General features: G+C 66.6%; 15 protein-coding genes. 9 read left to right on the forward strand and 6 right to left on the reverse strand.

The window, feature by feature from the left end; genetic code table 11:
- Window positions 1–351: 351 nt before the first annotated feature.
- Window positions 352–1,395 (reverse strand): oxidoreductase, encoded by a 1,044-nt coding sequence (locus ARC63_RS06885; protein ID WP_057502878.1) that lies wholly within the window; start codon window positions 1,393–1,395, stop codon window positions 352–354.
- 170 nt (window positions 1,396–1,565) lie between these two features.
- Here ARC63_RS06885 and ARC63_RS06890 point away from each other — a divergent pair, with 170 nt between their 5' ends.
- From ARC63_RS06890 to ARC63_RS06905, 4 genes are all read left to right on the forward strand, one after another.
- Window positions 1,566–1,952: a BON domain-containing protein gene (locus tag ARC63_RS06890; RefSeq protein ID WP_010480966.1), complete on the forward strand. Its 387-nt coding sequence runs from the start codon at window positions 1,566–1,568 to the stop codon at window positions 1,950–1,952.
- Window positions 1,953–2,183: 231 nt separating this feature from the next.
- Window positions 2,184–4,001 (forward strand): sensor histidine kinase, encoded by a 1,818-nt coding sequence (locus ARC63_RS06895; RefSeq protein ID WP_043401644.1) that lies wholly within the window; start codon window positions 2,184–2,186, stop codon window positions 3,999–4,001.
- Window positions 3,998–4,438, forward strand: a complete 441-nt coding sequence (locus ARC63_RS06900; protein WP_005411057.1) for a response regulator — start codon at window positions 3,998–4,000, stop codon at window positions 4,436–4,438. Before ARC63_RS06895 ends, ARC63_RS06900 begins: the two co-directional genes overlap by 4 nt.
- A gap of 4 nt (window positions 4,439–4,442) precedes the next feature.
- Entirely contained in the window at window positions 4,443–5,954 is a 1,512-nt protein-coding gene (locus ARC63_RS06905) for a hybrid sensor histidine kinase/response regulator (protein WP_057502879.1), read from the forward strand.
- An 80-nt stretch (window positions 5,955–6,034) separates the two neighbouring features.
- Here the strand turns inward: ARC63_RS06905 and ARC63_RS06910 are convergent, their stop codons facing one another.
- The gene (locus ARC63_RS06910; RefSeq protein WP_049481514.1) at window positions 6,035–6,775 is read right to left on the reverse strand and encodes a proteasome-type protease; all 741 of its coding nucleotides are present in this window, start codon (window positions 6,773–6,775) and stop codon (window positions 6,035–6,037) included.
- Between the two features lie 91 nt (window positions 6,776–6,866).
- Here ARC63_RS06910 and folK point away from each other — a divergent pair, with 91 nt between their 5' ends.
- A complete protein-coding gene (folK, locus tag ARC63_RS06915) occupies window positions 6,867–7,352 on the forward strand; it encodes a 2-amino-4-hydroxy-6-hydroxymethyldihydropteridine diphosphokinase (RefSeq protein ID WP_057502880.1) in 486 nt (161 codons plus the stop codon).
- 76 nt (window positions 7,353–7,428) lie between these two features.
- Here the strand turns inward: folK and ARC63_RS06920 are convergent, their stop codons facing one another.
- Entirely contained in the window at window positions 7,429–8,166 is a 738-nt protein-coding gene (locus ARC63_RS06920) for a pteridine reductase (protein WP_008265570.1), read from the reverse strand.
- Between the two features lie 59 nt (window positions 8,167–8,225).
- Here ARC63_RS06920 and ARC63_RS06925 point away from each other — a divergent pair, with 59 nt between their 5' ends.
- Both ARC63_RS06925 and ARC63_RS06930 read left to right on the forward strand, forming a co-directional pair.
- Window positions 8,226–9,410, forward strand: coding sequence for a class I SAM-dependent methyltransferase (locus ARC63_RS06925; protein ID WP_053443522.1), 1,185 nt, complete (start codon window positions 8,226–8,228; stop codon window positions 9,408–9,410).
- A complete protein-coding gene (locus ARC63_RS06930; protein ID WP_010480949.1) occupies window positions 9,407–9,799 on the forward strand; it encodes a VanZ family protein in 393 nt (130 codons plus the stop codon). Before ARC63_RS06925 ends, ARC63_RS06930 begins: the two co-directional genes overlap by 4 nt.
- Before the next feature lie 124 nt (window positions 9,800–9,923).
- On the opposite strand, the gene ARC63_RS06935 is transcribed toward ARC63_RS06930, so the two are convergent.
- The 3 genes from ARC63_RS06935 to ARC63_RS06945 all read right to left on the reverse strand — a co-directional run bounded on the left by ARC63_RS06935 (window position 9,924) and on the right by ARC63_RS06945 (window position 16,213).
- Window positions 9,924–12,278, reverse strand: coding sequence for a beta-N-acetylhexosaminidase (locus ARC63_RS06935; RefSeq protein ID WP_057502881.1), 2,355 nt, complete (start codon window positions 12,276–12,278; stop codon window positions 9,924–9,926).
- 111 nt (window positions 12,279–12,389) lie between these two features.
- Window positions 12,390–15,050, reverse strand: coding sequence for a TonB-dependent receptor (locus tag ARC63_RS06940; protein WP_057502882.1), 2,661 nt, complete (start codon window positions 15,048–15,050; stop codon window positions 12,390–12,392).
- A 143-nt stretch (window positions 15,051–15,193) separates the two neighbouring features.
- Window positions 15,194–16,213 carry a glucokinase family protein gene (locus ARC63_RS06945; RefSeq protein ID WP_010480946.1) on the reverse strand — a complete coding sequence of 340 codons (1,020 nt, stop codon included), beginning with the start codon at window positions 16,211–16,213 and terminating at the stop codon, window positions 15,194–15,196.
- Between the two features lie 376 nt (window positions 16,214–16,589).
- On the opposite strand from ARC63_RS06945, the gene ARC63_RS06950 reads away from it, so the two are divergent.
- Both ARC63_RS06950 and ARC63_RS06955 read left to right on the forward strand, forming a co-directional pair.
- Window positions 16,590–17,882: a sugar MFS transporter gene (locus ARC63_RS06950; RefSeq protein WP_005419333.1), complete on the forward strand. Its 1,293-nt coding sequence runs from the start codon at window positions 16,590–16,592 to the stop codon at window positions 17,880–17,882.
- Window positions 17,883–17,921: 39 nt separating this feature from the next.
- Window positions 17,922–18,989, forward strand: coding sequence for a LacI family DNA-binding transcriptional regulator (locus ARC63_RS06955; RefSeq protein WP_019338837.1), 1,068 nt, complete (start codon window positions 17,922–17,924; stop codon window positions 18,987–18,989).
- Window positions 18,990–18,994 lie beyond the last annotated feature (5 nt).

Raw genomic sequence — 18,994 nt, forward strand, 5'->3', positions numbered from 1 at the left:
CGTTCACCGACCGCCTGCTGTCGGCGATGCGCAATGAATTCGGCGGCCACGCGATCAAGAAGTCGTAAGCACCGATTGGCGTAGATCCACGCATGGCGTGGATCTACGTGTCGACCAAGGTCGACACCCACCAGGAGCCGATCATGCCATTTCGGCAGATCGCGGATATCTGTCGAAGGCGGGGTGGGTCCGGTTGCGGGGGCGTGAGCGCCATGGATGGCGCGACCGAGGCTACATGGATGTACTTGCGCCGTCCCCCGCAACCGGATCCACCCCGCCATCCCAGGGAATGCCCGCTTTTGACGTTGCTGCTGCCGTTGATTCGGCAGGTGCAGGGCGCAGCCCTGCCGATCACCCCAACGCGATTCGCCGCCCTTCGCGCGCACTGTCCATGCCGGCCTGCAGCAGCCGCATCAACTGCAATGCCTGCACCGGGCTGACCGTGGCTTCTCCGTCGCCATGCATCGCCGCCGCGAACTGTGCATACAGCCGCCGGTAGTCACCGGGCAGGTTGTCGACTGTCGTGCGCTGCACGTTGTCTTCGGCATCGCAGCGCACCAGCTCACCATGCCGCGGATCGATACCCCAGCCTGGCGCACCGGGTGCCACACCGCGGCGCAGCTGCGCCTCCTGCACGTCCAGGCCGTGCTTGATCCAGCTTGCCTTGCTGCCATGCACGCTGAAGTGCGGCGTCTGCGCCGCCACCAGCGAACCGGAATGGATGATCGCGCGATGCCGCGGGTAGTGCAGCACCGCGTGGAAGTAATCGATGCCGCTGCCACCTTCGCGCTGCACGGCCAGATCGGCATCGATCGCCTCGGGCCAGCCGAACAGCACCAGCATCTGGTCCAGCAGGTGCGGGCCCAGGTCGTACCACAGGCCACTGCCGGGGCCATCCTGTTCGCGCCAGCGGTCGCGTACCTGTGGACGGTAGCGATCGAAGTGCGCATGGCACTCGGCAATGTCGCCGAGCGTCCCGTCCGCAAGCAGCGCCTGCAGCGTGAGGAAGTCGGCATCGAAGCGCCGGTTCTGGAACACGGTGGCGATGCGTCCGGCATCGCGTGCCGCAGCCAATACCGTTTCCGCTTGGGCCACGTCCAGCGCGAACGGCTTGTCGACCAGCACATGCTTGCCCGCAGCCAGTGCCGCGATTGCCAGCGGCGCATGCTGTTCATTCGGCGTGGCGATCACTACGGCATCCACGCCTGGATCGTCGAACACCTCCTGCGGCGTGGAACGCACGTGCACGTCGCTGAACGCGCGCAGCAGCGTGTCGCGCTGCGAGCTCACGATGCTGTGCAGCACCAGGCCCGGCGTGTGCTGGATCAGGGGCGCATGGAAGACGCGGCCGGCAAGGCCGTAGCCGATCAGGGCCAGATGCAGGTCGGGGCGCATGGCAGAGCTCCGGCAGTGGGAAGGGCAGGGTAAACGACCCGCGACGGCAACCCCAAACTGAACCGTTGCCGTTGAATGCGGGTCGATTCACGGCAGCGTGACCGCAGCGCCACGCGTGCTCTACGCCTACTTGTCCAGACTGGCAGCACATTCCGCAGGAGTACGACATGATGAGCAATACGACCCGCACGCTGATTGCCTCGGCCCTTACGCTGGCCCTGGCGCTGTCCTCCTCGGCCGCATTCGCCAAGGATCCGGCCGCGAAGAGTCCCCCCAAGACCGATCATTCGGCAATGACACACGCCGACCGCCATGATTCCAACGAGCCGGTGACCGACAGCTGGATCACCACCAAGGTGAAGGCTGATCTGCTGGCCAGCAGCAACGTTCCGGGCACGGAGATCAAGGTGGAAACGGTGAACGGCGTGGTCAGCCTCAGTGGCGCCGTGGCGACCCAGGCCGAGAAGGACAAGGCGGTCACCACCGCCAAGGGCATCAAGGGCGTGACCCGCGTCGATGCCGCTGCATTGAAGGTCAGTGCTGCTGCCAAGCGCTGACCCCGGTGGGCGCCCCATGCGGGGCGCCCACTGACCTGTAGAGCCGAGCCATGCTCGGCTGGAACTCCAAGGCAGCCGAGCGTGGGCTCGGCTCTACAGCATCGAATTCCGAACCCGTTCAGCCAACCGCGCTGGAAATTCCAGAGTCGTGACCGCCTGCGCTATATTGCCGGTTCCGCCGCAGTGGGGCCGGTAACGGCAGACGCTTTGCGGCTGTGCTGACGAGGAACTATGGCGCTGGTTTTCAGTGATGACATCTGGGACCGCTGGCGGTTGCCGGCCCTGGCGCTGGCCGCTGCCGCGATCATCGTGGTGCCGTGGTTGACCCTGCGCAAACTGCAGCAGGACAGCGAAGATGCGATGGCCTGGGTCAACCATACCCAGGCTGTCGGTGTGGCGCTGCAACAGCTGCAGGCCGATGTACGCGATGTCGAATCGGCCGCGCTGACCCTGTCCAAGGGCGTGGACGCACCTGGCCTGCGCGAGCGCATGGCCAAAGCCAATGACCTTCCCGGGCGCCTGGCTGAACTGGGGCGGATGACCCGCGACAATCCTGATCAGCTGATCCGCATCGGCCGCATCGAGTCGATGCTGGAAGGGCGCATGGCGCTTGCCCGCGAACTGGCAAAGTCCGAGCCCAACAGTGATCAGCGCGAGCTGGTGCAGGATCTGAGCACGCGTTATCCGATCCGTGGCCTGGTGGAGGAACTGCAGGCCAGCGAGCAGAAACTGCTGACACAGCGTGCCGAGCAGGCTGCCCGCCAGCGCAAGCAGACCGAGCTGGTGTCGTGGAGTTCGCTGGTGATCCAGCTGTCGCTGCTCGGCCTGGTGCTGTGGCTGCTGCAGCGGCAGATTGGTCGCCGCCTGTATGCCGAACGGCAGTCGCTGCGCTCGGCCGCACGTGCAGCCTCGGTGCTGCAGACCGTGCGTGAACCGATCGTGCTGCTCGACCGCGACCTGCGCGTGCAGCTGCACAACCCTGCCTTCGCCGAGTTGTACGGGCTGCAGGATGAACGCGCCGATGGCCTGTTGCTGGACACTGTCGGCGACGGCGCGTGGAAGGATCCCGTGATGCGCCAGCGACTGTCCGATGTGCTGTTGCGCGGCCGCGAACTGTGGGACTTCGAGCATGAACAGCGCGCCGCCGATGGCATGGTGCGCTACATGCTGCTCAACGCGCGGCGCATGCCGCTGCCGGACACCGACGACGAAGTGGTGTTGCTCACGATCAGTGACGTCACCGTGCAGCGTGCCGTGCAGTTGCGGGTGGAGGAACTGAACCGCCAGCTGGAAGGTAAGGTTGCGCAGGTGTCCGAGGTCAACAGGGAACTGGAAGCCTTCAGCTATTCGGTCTCGCACGATCTGCGCGCGCCGCTGCGCCACGTGGCCGGATTCTCCGACAAGCTGTCGCGCCATCTGGGCGACGCCGCCGATGACAAGAGCCGCCATTACCTGGAGGTGATCTCCAGTTCGGCGCGGCGCATGGCGGCACTGATCGACGACCTGCTGGTGTATTCGCGGCTGGGCCGCGCGGCAATGCGCCAGCAGGCGGTGGACATGCAGTCGCTGGTGGCCGATACCCGCGCCATGCTCGATTCCAACCTGCAGGCCGAGGCCGAGAACAGCGGCCATGCGCACCACGTGGAGTGGAGCATCGCACCGCTGCCGATCGTGGTGGGCGATGAGAACATGATCCGCCAGGTCTGGCTGAACCTGCTCGGCAACGCGGTGAAGTATTCGGGCAACCGCGAACCGGCGAAGATCCGCGTGGACTACCAGCCGCAGCCTGACGGCGGTCATCAGTTCACGGTCAGCGACAATGGTGCAGGCTTTGACATGGCCTACGCCGGCAAGCTGTTTGGTGTCTTCCAGCGCCTGCACAAGGCCAGCGACTACCCGGGTACCGGCATCGGCCTGGCCAGCGTGCGCCGCGTGCTCACCCGTCATGGTGGCCGTATCTGGGCCGAGGCTGAACCGGACGTCGGCGCCACCTTCCACTTCTACCTGCCTCCCGCGATCGATGCGGACAAACAAGGGCCTTCTGCATGACCACTCTGCGCACCATTCTTCTCGCCGAAGACAGCCCGGCTGATGCCGAAATGGCGATCGACGCCCTGGAAGAGGCGCGTCTGGCCAACCCCATCGTGCACGTCGAGGATGGCGTGGAAGTGATGGACTACCTGTTGCGCCGTGGTGCCTTTGCCAACCGTGAGGAAGGCCTGCCGGCGGTGCTGCTGCTGGACATCAAGATGCCGCGCATGGATGGCCTGGAAGTGCTGCGGCAGATCCGCGAGCACGAAGAGCTCAAGCGCCTGCCGGTGGTGATCCTGTCGTCCTCGCGCGAGGAAAGTGACCTGGCCCGCAGCTGGGACATGGGCGTGAACGCCTATGTGGTCAAGCCGGTGGACGTGGACCAGTTCTTCGGCGCGGTGCAGACCCTGGGAAAGTTCTGGGCGTTGATCAACCAGGCACCGGAACTCGAGTGAGCCCATGCCCCTGACCGGTCCCGCCCTGGGGGCGCTGCGCATCCTGCTGGTGGAGGACTCACCGGAAGATGCCGAGCTGATGTCCGAACAGATGCTTGATGCGGGCCTGGAGGCCCGTTTCGAGCGTGTCGAGAGCGAGGCTGAACTGCGCCAGGCACTGGTCGCGTTCCAGCCGGACATCGTGCTGTCCGACCTGAGCATGCCGGGATTCTCCGGTGACGACGCGCTGCGCATCGTGCGCGAAACCTCACCGGAAGTGCCCTTCATCTTCGTCTCCGGCACCATGGGTGAGGAGAACGCGGTGGCGGCGCTGCAGAAGGGCGCCAATGACTACATCATCAAGCACCTGCCGGCGCGCCTGCCGTCGGCAGTGGCGCGTGCGATCCGCGATGCACGCAGCGCGATCGAGCGTGCTCGGGTGGAAACCGAACTGATGCGCGCACAGCGCCTGGAAAGCCTGTCGCTGCTCGCCGCCGGCCTCAGTCACGACCTGCGCAACATCCTGCAGCCGCTGCTGATCATGCCGGACCTGCTGAAGGCGCGAACCGACGATCCGCAGCTGCACCATCTGGCCGATGTCATCGCCGAGTGCGGCCGCCGTGGCCATGAGATGGCCGAATCGATGCTGTCGTTCGTGCGCGGTTCGCGCAAGCCGAGCGAACGCATCGAGATCGATGGCCTGTTCGATGCGGTGGCGCTGCTGTTGCGCAGCAACGTGCCCGATGCGGTGCGCCTGGAACTGCAGGTGCAGGACGAAGGCCTGGTGGTCGACGCCAACTACACCGAACTGCAGCAGGTGATGCTGAACCTGGCGCTCAACGCGATCCAGGCGATGCCCAATGGCGGTCGCCTGAGCCTGACCGCCAGCCATGCCGGCCAGCGCGATGGCGTGGACTGGATGCACATCCGGGTGGCTGACGAAGGGATCGGCATGGATGCGGACACACTGTCGCATCTGTTCAATCCATTCTTCACCACCAAGGCCGATGGCACCGGCCTGGGCCTGATCTCCTGCAAACGCATTGTTGAAGGCGCCGGCGGCAGCATCCACGTCAGCAGCCAGCCGGGGCAGGGCACCTGCTTCGAGCTGCGCCTGCCGATGCACGACGCCATTGATGGCAGTGAGCCGATCGAACAGCTGGTGGCACTGGGCAGTGGCCAGTCGATCCTGGTGGTCGATGGCGAAGCCACGCGCCTGTCGCTGCTGGGCAATGCGCTGTCCAGCCAGGGCTACCAGCTGCAGCTGGCGTCCGACGGCCCGGCTGCGCTGCGCTGGATGCAGCAGGAGGCGTTGCCGGCACTGGTGATCGCCGACGCCGGCTCCAAGCTGCTGCCGGCCAGCCAGCTGCTGGGCGAGATGGCGGCACTGGGCTATCGCGGCCCGGCGCTGGTGCTGGAGGACCCTGCGGTGCCCGTCGCGGCCGATGCATTCCCGGATGGCGTGGAGGTGCATGTGCTGCGCAAGCCGCTGCAGATGCAGCAGGTCTTCCGCGCGGTGGCCGAAGCGCTGGGTTGAGTAAGCGTCGCCGGGCATGGCCCGGCGCTACCCACCGCCTTCGGTAGCGCCGGGCCGTGCCCGGCGGCAGGTCAGGTCGATCAATCCACGGTTTCCCAGGGGAACCGCGGCAGGGCGTCCACCGCCTGTTCCAGCCGCCGCGACCAGTTCTGATGGATGTCGGCATACAACGCCGAATCCGCGCCCAGCCGCAGCTGCTGGCCGATGCGCAGCTCGCCGTCGCGCAGCAACGCAAGATCGATCGGCAGGCCCACCGACAGGTTGGAACGGATGGTGGAGTCCAGCGAGACGATCGCCGTGCGCGCCGCGTCTTCCAGGCGGGTGGCCGGGCTGAGAATGCGGTCGAGGATCGGCTTGCCGTACTTGGACTCACCGATCTGCAGGTAGGGCGTCTCCGGCGAGGCGGCGATGGCGTTGCCGAGCGGGTAGATCATGTACAGACCGGGCCGCTCGCCGGCGATCTGGCCGCCGAAGATCAGCGTGGCCTGGGTGTTGACCCCATCGTGGCCATGTTCGCTGTGGCTGCTGTGCACCTGGCTGTCCACCAGCAGCTGGCCGACATACTCGGCAGCCTCGAACAGGTGGGTCATGTCGTGCAGGTTGGGCGTGCGTCGTTCACTGGCGTCGCGCCCCAGGCGCGACACCAGCAACTGGGTGGTGGCCAGGTTGCCAGCCGCCATCAGCACGTAGGCTGCCTGGCCGGGGTACTCGAACACGTGCAGCTTGCGGTGCACGCGCACATCGTCCAGCGAGGCATTGGTCCGGGTGTCGGCAGCGAAGACCAGGCCCTCGTCCACCTCGATTCCAACGCAATAGGTCATGTCGGTGCCCTATCATGTGCGTCCCGGATTGTAGGCAGGCCGCCGTGACGACGGCATGTCCACGCCCCCCAAGTGCCGTCACCTGAACCGCATGACCACCGTGCTCCTGAGCCTGGGCAGCAACGTCCAGCCCCGCCGCTACCTCCACGCCGCGGCGACGGCCCTGCGCGAGCGCTTCGGCGCGCTGCGGGTGTCGCCAGCCTACCGTACTGCCGCGGTCGGCTTCGACGGCCCGGCCTTCCTCAACAACGCCGTGGCGATCGACACCGACCTGCCGCTCCAGGAACTGGACGACTGGCTGCACGCGCTGGAAGACGCGCACGGCCGCGACCGCAGCGGGCCGCGCTTCTCCGACCGGACCCTGGACATCGACGTGGTGTTCTACGGTGACCTGGTGGTGGAAGGCCCCGGCCACCTGCGCATCCCGCGCCCGGAGCTGAAGCATGCCTTCGTGCTGAAGCCGCTGGCCGACATCGCCCCGGACTTCATCGACCCGGTCAGCGGATTGGACCTGGCCACGCTGTGGCGTGCGCACACGCAGTTTGGCGAAGCGTTCGAGGTCGTGGAGCTGGAATGATCGGTTGTTGTTGCCGCTGCGCTCGCCGGGCATGGCCCGGCGCTACCGGTGGTGCCGGTAGCTGGCCGGCAACGCTTCAACTGACCGTGCGCCCGCCATCCACGCGCAGGGTGTGGCCGGTGACGAAGCTGGCTTCGGCCACCAGCCAGTACACCGCTTCGGCAATCTCCTCGACCGTGCCGATCCGCGCCAGCGGCGTGCGCGCCAGCAGCGCCTCGCGGGCGAAATCGTCCTTGCCCTGTTCCGGCCACAGGATCGCGCCGGGCGCCACCGCATTGACCCGCACCTTCGGCGCCAGCTCCAGCGCCAGCGAGCGGGTGGCCATCTCCAGCGCGGCCTTGGCCATCGTGTAGGCGATGTGGTCCCGCATCGGGTCGGTGCCGTGCAGGTCGGTCAGGTTGACGATGCAGCCCTGCTGGCGGCGCAGGTAGGGCGCCGCCGCCTGTGACAGCAGCAGCGGCGCGCGCGCGTTGACCGCATACAGCTCGTCCATTGCCTCGGCGGTGACCTGACCGAGCGGGGTGGGGAAGAAGTTGGAGGCATTGTTGACCAGCGCGTCCAGGCGGCCGAAGTGGGTGACGGCCTGTTCCACCAGGTCGGGCAGGGCGTCGGCGTCACGCAGGTCGGCCTGCAGGGCCAGCACGCTGCCGGGGCGCACGTTGTCGAAATCGAACGCGGCCTGCTGCAGCTCGGCGCTGGAGGTGTTGGCATGCAGCACCACCGACCAGCCACAGGCGTGGAACTGGCGGGCGATGGCCGCACCGATCCGGCGCGCGCTGCCGGTGATCAGGACCACGGGGTGGGTGTCGCTCATCGAGGGTCCTCCAAGGCTCGGCTATCCTGTGCACCATTGTCACCGCATTCGAAGACGCCATGCAGCCCACCTTCCCCCTGCCCGAAGCCGATGCCCTGGCCCACAGCGACCAGCTGGCCGCCGCCCTGCGCGCCGAGATCCTTGCCCAGGGCGGGGCGATGCCCTTCTCGCGCTTCATGGAGCTGTGCCTGTATACCCCTGGCTGGGGTTACTACAGCGCCGGCGCCAGCAAGTTCGGTGGCAGTGGTGACTTCACCACCGCGCCCGAGCTTGGCAGCCTGTTCGCCGGCAGCGTGGCCAATGCGCTGGCGCCGGTGTTCGCGCAGCTGGGTGCACAGGCGCGGATGCTGGAACTGGGCGGCGGTACCGGCGCCTTTGCCGAGGCCGTGCTGCTGCGCTTGGCCGAACTGGACGCGCTGCCGTCGCGCTATGCCATCCTCGAACCCAGCGCGGACCTGCGCGAGCGCCAGCAGCAGCGCCTGCAGCAGAACCTGCCGGCCGAGCTGGCCGCGCGCGTGGACTGGGTCGACCGCCCGTTCGAAGAGGACTGGGAAGGCGTGGTGTTCGCCAACGAGGTGATCGACGCGCTGCCGACGCCGCGCTTCCTGATCCGCGATGGCGAGGTCTATGAGGAAACCGTCGAGCTGGATGCCGAAGGCAACTTCATCCGTGGTGCGCAGCCGGCCGATATCCTGCTCAACGGTGCGGTGCGCCACATCGAGCGCTACCTGGAAAAGCCCTTCGCCGAAGGCTACCGCTCCGAGGTGCTGCCGCAGCTGCCGTACTGGCTGCAGGCGGTGGCCGGCGGCCTGCAGCGTGGCGCGATGCTGTTCGTCGACTACGGTTACAACCGCGGCGAGTTCTACCAGCCCGACCGCGACGATGGCACCGTGCGCGCGTTCTACCGCCACCACGTGCACAACGACGTGCACCGCTGGCCGGGCCTGCAGGACATTACGGCGTCGGTGGATTTCACCGCGATGGCCGAGGCCGGCATGCACGGCGGTTTCGAGCTGGCCGGCTACTGCAGCCAGGCCAGCTTCCTGCTCGGTAATGGCCTGGACCAGGTGCTGCTGCTGGCCGAGGAACGCACCGACGAGGTCGGCCGCATCCAGTTGCGCGACCAGGTGAAGAAGCTGACCCTGCCGACCGAGATGGGCGAGCGCTTCCAGGCCATCGGCCTGCAGCGTGGCGTCGATTTCGAACCGGCCTTCGAACTGGGTGACCTGAGCTGGCGCCTGTGAGCGAGGTGTTGCCGGTGATCAAGCCACTGCGGCGGCCGCGGTTGTGGGCCGTGCTGTGGGGTTTGGCCGTGCTGCTGGTGATTGTGGTCTGCCTGATCCCGCCACCGCCGATTCCGTTGCCGGAAAACAGCGACAAGGGCGAACACTTCCTCGCCTATTTCATCCTGGCAGGCAGCGCGGTGCAGCTGTTCCGTCGGGGCCGCCCGCTGCTGTGGGTGGGCGTGGGCCTGGTGCTGATGGGCATCGGCATTGAGTTCGCGCAGGGCGCGCTGACCAGCAACCGCATGGCCGACCCGATGGATGCCATCGCCAACACGATCGGTGTGCTCGCCGGCATGGCCACCGCACTGACCCCGCTGCGCGACCTGCTGCTGCGCTGGCGCGGGTGAGGTTCCTGTAGAGCCGAGCCCATGCTCGGCTTTCCGGTTGAAAAGCAGCCGAGCATGGGCCCGGCTCTACAGTAGATCCACGCGATGCGTGGATCCGGCCGCAAAGCGCAACCAAGGTTGGCACCTACCTGAGCGTGACCTCATCCAGCACCCACATCGCCGGGCGCGTGTCGCCGGTGAAGTTGATGCACAGATCGCCGTTGCCAGCGGTGCCCTTCGGCAGCGCCGCGCGCAGGGTCACGAAGCCGTCGGCATCGGTCTGCGCCGGCAGCGGCACCTGAGCCAGCACCTTGCCCGTGCAATCACCGCGGCGGATCAGCATTTCACCGTGTGCGCTCCGGGCCTTTTCGAAGCGGCGCTTCGGCTCGTCGTGGGCCAGCTGGAAGTAGTACGGAATACGCCCCGCACGCACTTCCACGTTGCCGATGCCGTCCAGCTGCGCCTGCGGCCAGCGCCAGCACGGCTGGAAGATGTCCACGTTGAACACCGCACGCGTTCCCTCACGCGGGCCATCGTCTTCCAGGCGCAATACCAGGCCCTTCGTGCCCACGCAGCTGAGCAGCTCATCGCTGCGGCGGCTGAGCAGCGACTGCACGGTGAATGCGGCGATGGTCGGCTTCGCGGCCAGCATCTGCCCCTGGTAGAACGCCGCCGCCTGCACGGTGGTCGGCAGTTTCCCGGTCAGCGGCTGCTGGTACAGCGGCGACTGCGCGGTCACCGGTTGGCCATCGGTGCTGTAGCGCACTTCATAACCCAGCGGATTGGCCAGCGACACGGTCACTGTGCCGGCCGCGCGGTTGTCGGTGTAGTCCACGCCCACTTCGAACGGGGTCTGCGCATAGGCCAGGCCCCAGGCACGGTAGCGCTGCAGCTGGGAGGGCAGGCGCGCGAGGAAATCGCGGAAGTCGCGATGCTCCGGCGTGCTCCAGCCGGTCTCGGCCACCGCGGCCAGGCGTGGGAACAGGTTGTGCTGCAGGCGTGCATAGCTGCGCGTGTGCTCGGTGAACATGTTGGCCTGCAGGCCCAGGATGTGCCCACGCTTGTCGGCGGCCAGCTCGGCCGGCACCGGCTCGAAGTTGTAGAGCTTGCCGAGGTTGACCTGGGTCGGACGGCCCGGCGGTTCATTTGGCGAGGCCGTCTGCAGGTAATCCAGGTACAGGTAGCCGACCGGCGACATGATCACGTCATGGCCGGCGCTGGCCGCAGCCAGGCCGCCTTCGGTGCCCTGCCACGACATCACTGTGGCCTGCGGCGGCAATCCGCCTTCGAGGATTTCGTCCCAGCCGATCAGGCGCCGGTCGTGTTCCTCCAGGAAGGTTTCCAGGCGCTTGATGATGTGGCTCTGCATGGCCATTTCATTCTTGATGCCCAGCGCACGCATGCGCTGCTGCACCCGCTTGGATGCTTCCCACTGGTCCTTCACCGCCTCGTCGCCACCGACATGCACGTATCTGGCCGGGAACAGCGCGATCACTTCTTCCAGCACGTTCTCGAGGAAGGTGAAGGTGCTGTCCTCCACGTTGAACAGGTTCGGGAACACGCCCCATTCGCTGATCGGCTTCAGCGGCGTATCGATGGTGCCCAGCTCCGGATACGCGGCAATCGCAGCAGTCGCGTGGCCCGGTACATCGATTTCCGGAATCACCTGGATATGCAGCTTCGCGGCATAGGCGATCACTTCGCGGATCTGCTCCTGGGTGTAGAAGCCGCAGTACGGATGCTCCTGGCCGCTGACCGGATCGATGCCGCCGTCACCGGCCGGCAGGCGGCAGCTGCCCACGTCGGTCAGCTTCGGGTAGCGCTTGATCTCCATGCGCCAGCCCTGGTCGTCGGTCAGGTGCCAGTGGAAGGTGTTGAGCTTGTGCGCGGCCATCGCGTCGAGCACGTGCTTGATCTCGTCCAGGCTCTGGAAGTGACGGGCGGAGTCGAGCATGAAGCCGCGCCAGCTGAAGCGCGGCGCGTCCTGGATCTGCACTGCGGGCAGCACGCCGTTGCTGCCGCCGGTGGCGAGCTGGGCGAGGGTGGTCGCGCCGTAGAACAGGCCGGTTTCGTTGCCAGCCTGCACCAGCACGCCCTGTGCGGTGCTTTCCAGCGTGTAGCCCTCGCCGCTGTCGCGGAAGGTGGGCACGATCTGGAAGCGGATGCTGCCGGCCTTGGCGCTGGCTTTGCCCTTGGCCAGTGCCAGGCGCGGGCCACCGCTGCGGGCCAGCAGGTCGGCGAACTGGTTGGCGACGCGCTGCGCGGCTTCGCCTTCGGCCTGCAGCACGGTATCGGCGCGCACGGTGATGCCGCTGCCCTGGCCGCGCTGCACGGTGGCCGGGGCGGGAATCAGCATCAGGCTGCCGGCGCGCAGCTGCGGGCCGGGTGCTTCAGCGGCAGGCGTGGGGTCGGCGGCAAGTGCCGGCAGCGCCGGCAACAGGGCGAGCAGGCTGCCCAGCAGCACTGCGCTGCGCATCCGGGCGCGGGAAGGCTTGACCATCGGTACGACTCCTTGGAACGGTGCGATGAACGCTATACATGAAAAACGCCGGGCCCGGAATGACCCAGGCCCGGCGTGCGTGCACGACTCGGCGATGTTGCTGCCGCTGGATCAGTACTTGAAGCGGAAGTTGAGGTAGTACTGGCGACCGTTGCTGTAGAACGAGGTCGGGATCGCCGCGGTCTGGTAGTACTTGTAGGTCGGGTTGTTGAGGTTGAGCGCATCGAAGCTGATGCTCAGCCAGTCGGTGGCCTTGTAGCTCAGCGACGCCGACAGGGTGCCGAAGTCATCCTGGTAGTACGGGTTGGCGCCGGACAGGCCGATCAGGAACGACGAACGGCGGGTGTAGCTGACGCGTGCACCGAAGGTATCGTTCTCGAAGTAGGCACCGACGTTGTAGGTGTTCTTCGAAGTGCCCAGCAGGTTGTCGCTGCCGTCGGCCCAGGTGTGGTCGGTGCTGCCATCGGCGTAGGTGTAGTTGGCATTGACACCGAAGTACTCGCCGATCGGCTGCTCATAGGCCACTTCGATACCGCGGACCTTGCCGTCGGCGTTCTTCGGACGCGAGATGTCGTATTCCTCAAGCTGATTGGTCAACTCGCTGAACAGCATCTGCTTCTCGGTGCTGAAGGCCACGTAGTCCTTCAGGCGCATCGAGTACGCACCGACCGACAGCATGCCGCGCGGCATGAAGTACCACTCCAGGTTGGCGTCGAAGTTGGTCGAGATCACCGGCTTCAACTTCGGATTGCCGCCGCCGCCCTTGCGGTTCAGATCCGAGCCGTACGAAGACGCGCCCAGTGCGGAGTAGTCGGGCAGGGTCTGGGTCTGGGAGGCGGCGAGGCGCAGCACCAGGTCATCGCGCAGGTCGTACTTGAAGTTGGCGCTCGGCAGCACGCGGTTGTGCTTGTTCTCAAAGGCTTCGCGGGTCCACGCACCGAACAGGCTCTTCACGTCGGGCACGGTCGAACCCGTCGCCGTGGCGTAGGTGTCGATATCCTGCTTGATGTTGACGTAGCGTAGGCCGACGTTGCCGCTCCAGCGGTCACCACTGAAATTGCCCTGCACGTAGGCCGCGAAATTCTTCTCGGTGACCTTCCATTCGGCGCCGTAGTTGTGGCGGCCGTCAGGGCCATCATTGCCGGACAGCCATTCGGAATTGTTGGTCACCGCGTTGCGCAACGCAGCCGGCGTGTAGTACCAGATGTTGCGCGGGAAGCTGCCACCGATGTCGCCGGCGAAGCCACCCGGGTAATTGGCGGTGGGGCTGCCGCGCAAGGCGTCCCAGATATTGCCCGGGGTGGCGCCTTCCGGCGACTTGGCCTCGCGCTTGTGGTCGGCGTAGCGCGCGCCGAAATCGATCGAGCTCAGTACGCCCGCGTTGAAGTACTGGCTGAAATCGACGTTGGCCCACTTTTCCTTGTCGATCGCGGTGACCTGCTGGTTACCCCAGGTGCCGCCCCAGCTGGCGCCGGCAGGGCTGATGTCGCCCCCCACATTCCAGTCCACCGGCGAGCCGTTGCCGTGCGTGGTCCAGCTGGCGCCACCACCGTTTGCGGTCAGCAGCTCGGCGATGTACTGGCGCGGCGTTTCGCCAGTGCCCTTGGTGGTACCGGCCTGGAACTTGGCAGTCAGGTTTTCGCTGACCTGCCAGTCGGCATCCAGGGTGATGTAGTTGGTCTTGGCCGTCGACTCGCGGTAGATCATGTCGTACACCGCGTAGTTCGTGCCTGGCTTGCCGGCATAGCTGGCCTGGGTCAGCACGCCATCCTTCACCACGTAGCCCGGATCAGGGGCCTGCGACTTGCCGAAGCTGTTGCCGAACATCATGAAGTTGCGGTTGTAGTTGTTCGCTTCCAGCTTGGAGCTGAAGCCGCTGAGTACGAAGCTCAGATCGTCGGTCGGCTTGAACTGCAGCGAAACCAGGCCGCCGGTGCGCTTGCGGGTCTGTTCGAACAGGGTTGAGCCCAGCAGGCCCGGCACCTGCACGCCGACCAGATCCGGGTTGGTCTTGGCCACCGGATCGTTGGCTTCAATGGTGAAGAAGCCGCCCGGGATTTCCTGCGCTTCGCGACGCAGCTCGCGCTTCTGGCTGAAGGCCTGCAGCATCACGCCGAAGGTGCCTTCATCGTTCTTGTAGTTGAACAGGGCAGACAGCTGCGGGTCGTTCGACTTGGCCTGGTCCGAGCGCACCGCGCCGATCGAACCTTCCGCGGTGAACTGCTTGGAGAATTCCAGCGGCTTGCGGGTGATGATGTTGACGGTACCGGTGGTGCCGCCGTCCTGCAGCTTGGCCTGCGAGGACTTGTTCACTTCCACCGAGCTGACCAGTTCCGACGGCAGCAGCGAGTAGCTGACGCTGCGGCCGACGTTGTTGCCCTGGCTGAGCACGAACCAGTCGGCCGAGCCGACGGTGTGGCCGTTGATCAGGGTCTGGGTCAGGCTCGGGCTGGTACCGCGCAGGCTGACACGGTCGGCTTCGTCGAAGCCGCCTTCGTCGGCGCTGGAGGAGCTGATGTTCACGCCCGGCAGGCGCTGCAGGGTATCGGCGACGTTGTGCGCGGGCAGCTTGCCCACGTCTTCGGCGGTGACCACTTCCACGCGCGCATTGGCTTCGCGCTTGGTATCCAGCGACTTTTCCATCGAACCACGGATGCCGGTGACCTGCACGGTATCCAGGTCGGTGGCGGTTTGGGCGGCCTGCTGCGCGTGCGCACTGAAGGCGATGCAGCTGACGATGGCGGCCGAAAGCAGGGTCTTGCGGGTGTTCATGATGTCTCTCCTCATCACTCGATTGGATGCCGGCGGCGGTGTTCGGTTACGGTTGCGATGACATGCGCGGGGTGGCGGCGAAGTCCCGTGCGTTGGCGTGCCACGTACTGCGTGCTGCGATTGCGTTGAAGCCTGTTGCGGTGTCAGGCGGCCGACTGCTGCTGCAGGTACCAGCTTGCAGCGCCGACCACGCCCAGCTGGCCGTGTTCGACGACCTTCACCGGGATGCGTGCCAGTGCTTCGCCCATCGGCCCCTTCTGCAGGTAGCGTTCGACGAAGGTGCTGGCGTGCAGGTATTCGCGGATCTGCGGCAGGATGCCGCCGGCCAGGTAGACGCCACCGTGGGCACCGTAGAACAGGGCCATGTCGCCGATGGTGCTGCCGAGCAGGCCGCAGAACACATCCAGCGCCTGGCGCGCGCGTGCATCGGTATCGGCCATGGCGGCGGCGGTGACCGCATCGGGGCTGGCCAGCGTCGGTGCCTGCCCCTGCAGCGCACACACCGCGCGGTACAGGTTCATCAGGCCCGGGCCGGAGATCGCATGTTCGATCGATACATGGGCGCGGTCGCGCTGCATGTGGCGGACGATGGCCATTTCCAGTTCGGTGCTGGCGGCCAGGGTCGGCTGGCCGGCTTCGGTGGGAAGCACCACCGGGCCGTGCGCGGTGGGAATCCACAGTGCTGCACCGAGGCCGGTACCGGGGCCGACCACCAGGGTCGGACCGCGCGTGGCGGTGTCCGGCCCGCACAGGTGCAGCACGCCGCTGGCGTCCACCTGCGCGGCGGCATAGGCCACCGCTTCGAAGTCGTTGACGATGTAGACCCGCTGCAGGCCGACATCGGCCTCCACCTGGCGTGCCGACAGCGGCCACGGCAGGTTGGCGGTGATCACCGTGCCGTCCTCGCGGGCGTAGCCGGCGCTGGCGACCACGCAATGCGTGGGCCGCGGGCCTTCGCCGAGGAAGTCGGACAGGATCGCGCTGAGGCCGGCATGGTCGGCATTGCGGTACTTGCGGTACTCCAGCACCTGCACCGGATGGGCGGCGTCACCGCTGGCCTGGACCCGGGCCACGCGCACATGGGTGCCACCGACGTCGGCGGCCAGGAACGAGGGCGCGACTCGGGACAGGACATGGGCCGGGGCGGGGTGGCTGGCGGTCACGCGGGCTCCTGCTGCAGGTGGGGCCGGCCCCGGGATCGGGGGCGGCGATTGGGGCGGAGTCTGTAACCCCGCTGACAACGATGTCAACGAGTTCGTGACACTTTCGTTGCTGCATCGCAACGAATGCGACATGCAGTAAACGTTTACATGGCGTGAGTGCGGGTTTCACGTTGGAACCGTTGCCGCACATGGGCCAAGGTCTCCGGCGCATTCAGCACGATGCGTTGCGATCAGGTTGCGCAGTGCAGCACGAGGTTCACAGGGCTGCGTGTGGAAGTTGACAAACCGCAGCTGTCCATCGAAAGAATGTGACAACGTTGTTCCCAGCCACTCTCCGACGCCGCGTTCTGCGGCCGTCGCCGCAGGAGCCCTCCTGATGTCCGCCGTCCCCGCTGCAAGCGCGCGCCCGAACGTGGCCACCTCCATCGCCATCGTTGGCGTGTTGTTCTTCCTGATCGGCTTCTTCACCTGGCTCAACGGCCCGCTGATCACCTTCGTCAAGTTGGCCTTCGAACTCAGCGAGGTCGGCGCCTTCCTGGTGCTGATGGTGTTCTACCTGTCCTACTTCTTCCTGGCCCTGCCGGCGTCATGGATCCTGCGCCGCACCGGCATGAAGAAGGGCCTCAGCCTGAGCCTGCTGGTGATGGCCGGCGGCGCGGCACTCTTCGGTGAATTCGCGACGCAGCGCTGGTACCCCGGCGCGCTGGGCGGGCTGTTCGTGATCGGCAGCGGGCTGGCCCTGCTGCAGACGGCGATCAATCCCTACATCTCCATCCTCGGCCCGATTGAAACTGCGGCACGCCGCATCGCGCTGATGGGCATCTGCAACAAGATCGCCGGCATGCTCGCACCGGTGCTGATCGGCACCCTGGTGCTGCATGGCATCGGCGACCTGGACAAGCAGGTGCAGGCCGCCGACGCGGTCACCAAGGTCGCGCTGCTCAACGAATTCGCCGCCAAGATCCATGCGCCGTACCTGGCGATGGCCGCGCTGCTGGTGGTGCTGGCGGTGGCCGTGCTGTTCTCGCCGCTGCCGGAGATCAAGTCCTCCGAAGCCAATGCAACGCCGTCAGGGGCACCGGGAACGGCCGAGCGCCGCAGCATCTTCCAGTTCCCGCATCTGTGGCTGGGCGTGCTGTGCCTGTTCGTGTACGTAGGCGTGGAAGTGATGGCCGGTGATGCGATCGGCACCTACGGCCACGGTTTCGGCTTGCCGCTGGACCAGACCAAGATGTTCACCTCGCTGACGCTGGGTGCGATGTTGGCCGGCTACGTGGTCGGCCTGCTGGCGATCCCTGGCCTGGTCTCGCAGTCGCGCTACCTGACCATTTCGGCAGTGATGGGCGTGGTGTTCTGCCTGGGCGCCTGGGCTACGCACGGCTACGTCTCGGTGGCCTTCGTGGCGCTGCTGGGCTTTGCCAACGCCATGATGTGGCCGGCCATCTTCCCGCTGGCGATCCGCGGCCTGGGCCGCTTCACCGAGACCGGCTCGGCCCTGCTGGTGATGGGCATCGCCGGCGGCGCGATCATTCCGCAGCTGTTCGCCGTGCTCAAGCAGCACATCGACTTCCAGCTGGTGTTCGTGCTGCTGATGGTGCCGTGCTACCTGTACATCCTGTTCTACTCGGTGATCGGCCATCGTGCCGGCCTGCCGCAGGACAAGGCCTGATCGGCGATGATGGACGGCAGCCAACCCCAGGGAAAACCCATGCGCAGAGCGACCATCAAGGACGTTGCGGAGAAGGCCAAGGTCTCGCTGAAGACGGTCTCGCGGGTGATCAACAACGAGCCCTCGGTGATGCAGGCCACCCGTGCGCGGGTGCTGCGTGCCATTGCTGAACTCGATTACGAGCCCGATCCGTCGGCGCGCAACCTGCGCAGCGGCACCACCTTCGTGATCGGGCTGGTCTACGACAACCCGAACCCGTACCACATCATCGGCGTGCAGAACGGCGTGCTGGCCGCCTGCCGCGAGACCGGTTTCGGCCTCCAGATCCACCCCTGCGATTCCAGCTCGCCGCTATTGGCCGATGAGCTGGCCGACTGGGTGCAGCGTTCGCGGCTGGCCGGGCTGGTGCTGACCGCGCCGATGTCCGAGCGCCGCGACCTGATCCAGGCGCTGACTGCGCGCGGCATCAAGCTGGTGCGGATCATCGCCGCCACCGCAGACCCCGCCGACGGTGCCTGCGTGTTCGTCGACGACCGCGAGGCGGCCTACGAAATCACCGAGCACCTGATCCAGCTGGGCCACCAGCGCATCGGCTTCCTCTGGGGCGGCATCTCGCACCGCTCCTCGGGCGAACGCTATGCCGGTTACGAAGCCGCGCTGAAGGACTACGGCATGACCGTGGACAAGCATCTGGTGGTGCAGGGCGACTACACCTTCGACGATGGTTTCCGCGGCGCGCGCCGCCTGCTGGCGCTGCGCGAGCCGCCCACCGCCATCTTCGGTTCCAACGACGAAATCGCTGCCGGCGTGCTGGCCGCCGCCAAGTCGGCCGGCATGAACGTGCCCTACGACCTGTCCATTGCCGGCTTCGAGGACAGCCCGTTCTCGCGCCAGTCGTGGCCGCCGCTGACCACCGCCAAGCAGGCCACCGAGGACATCGCCCGCCATGCCGCGCGCCTGCTGATCGCGCAGCTGCGCAGCGACGCCTACGACGATGCGCCGGCACCGCTGCACAACCAGGGCTTCGTGCCGCAGCTGGTGGTGCGCGGTTCGACCGCGCCGATGCGCCCGGCCGGCGCACGCCCCCTTCCTTCCGATCCTGCCTGAGCCTG

Source organism: Stenotrophomonas geniculata ATCC 19374 = JCM 13324 (assembly GCF_001431625.1).
Lineage (GTDB): Bacteria > Pseudomonadota > Gammaproteobacteria > Xanthomonadales > Xanthomonadaceae > Stenotrophomonas > Stenotrophomonas geniculata.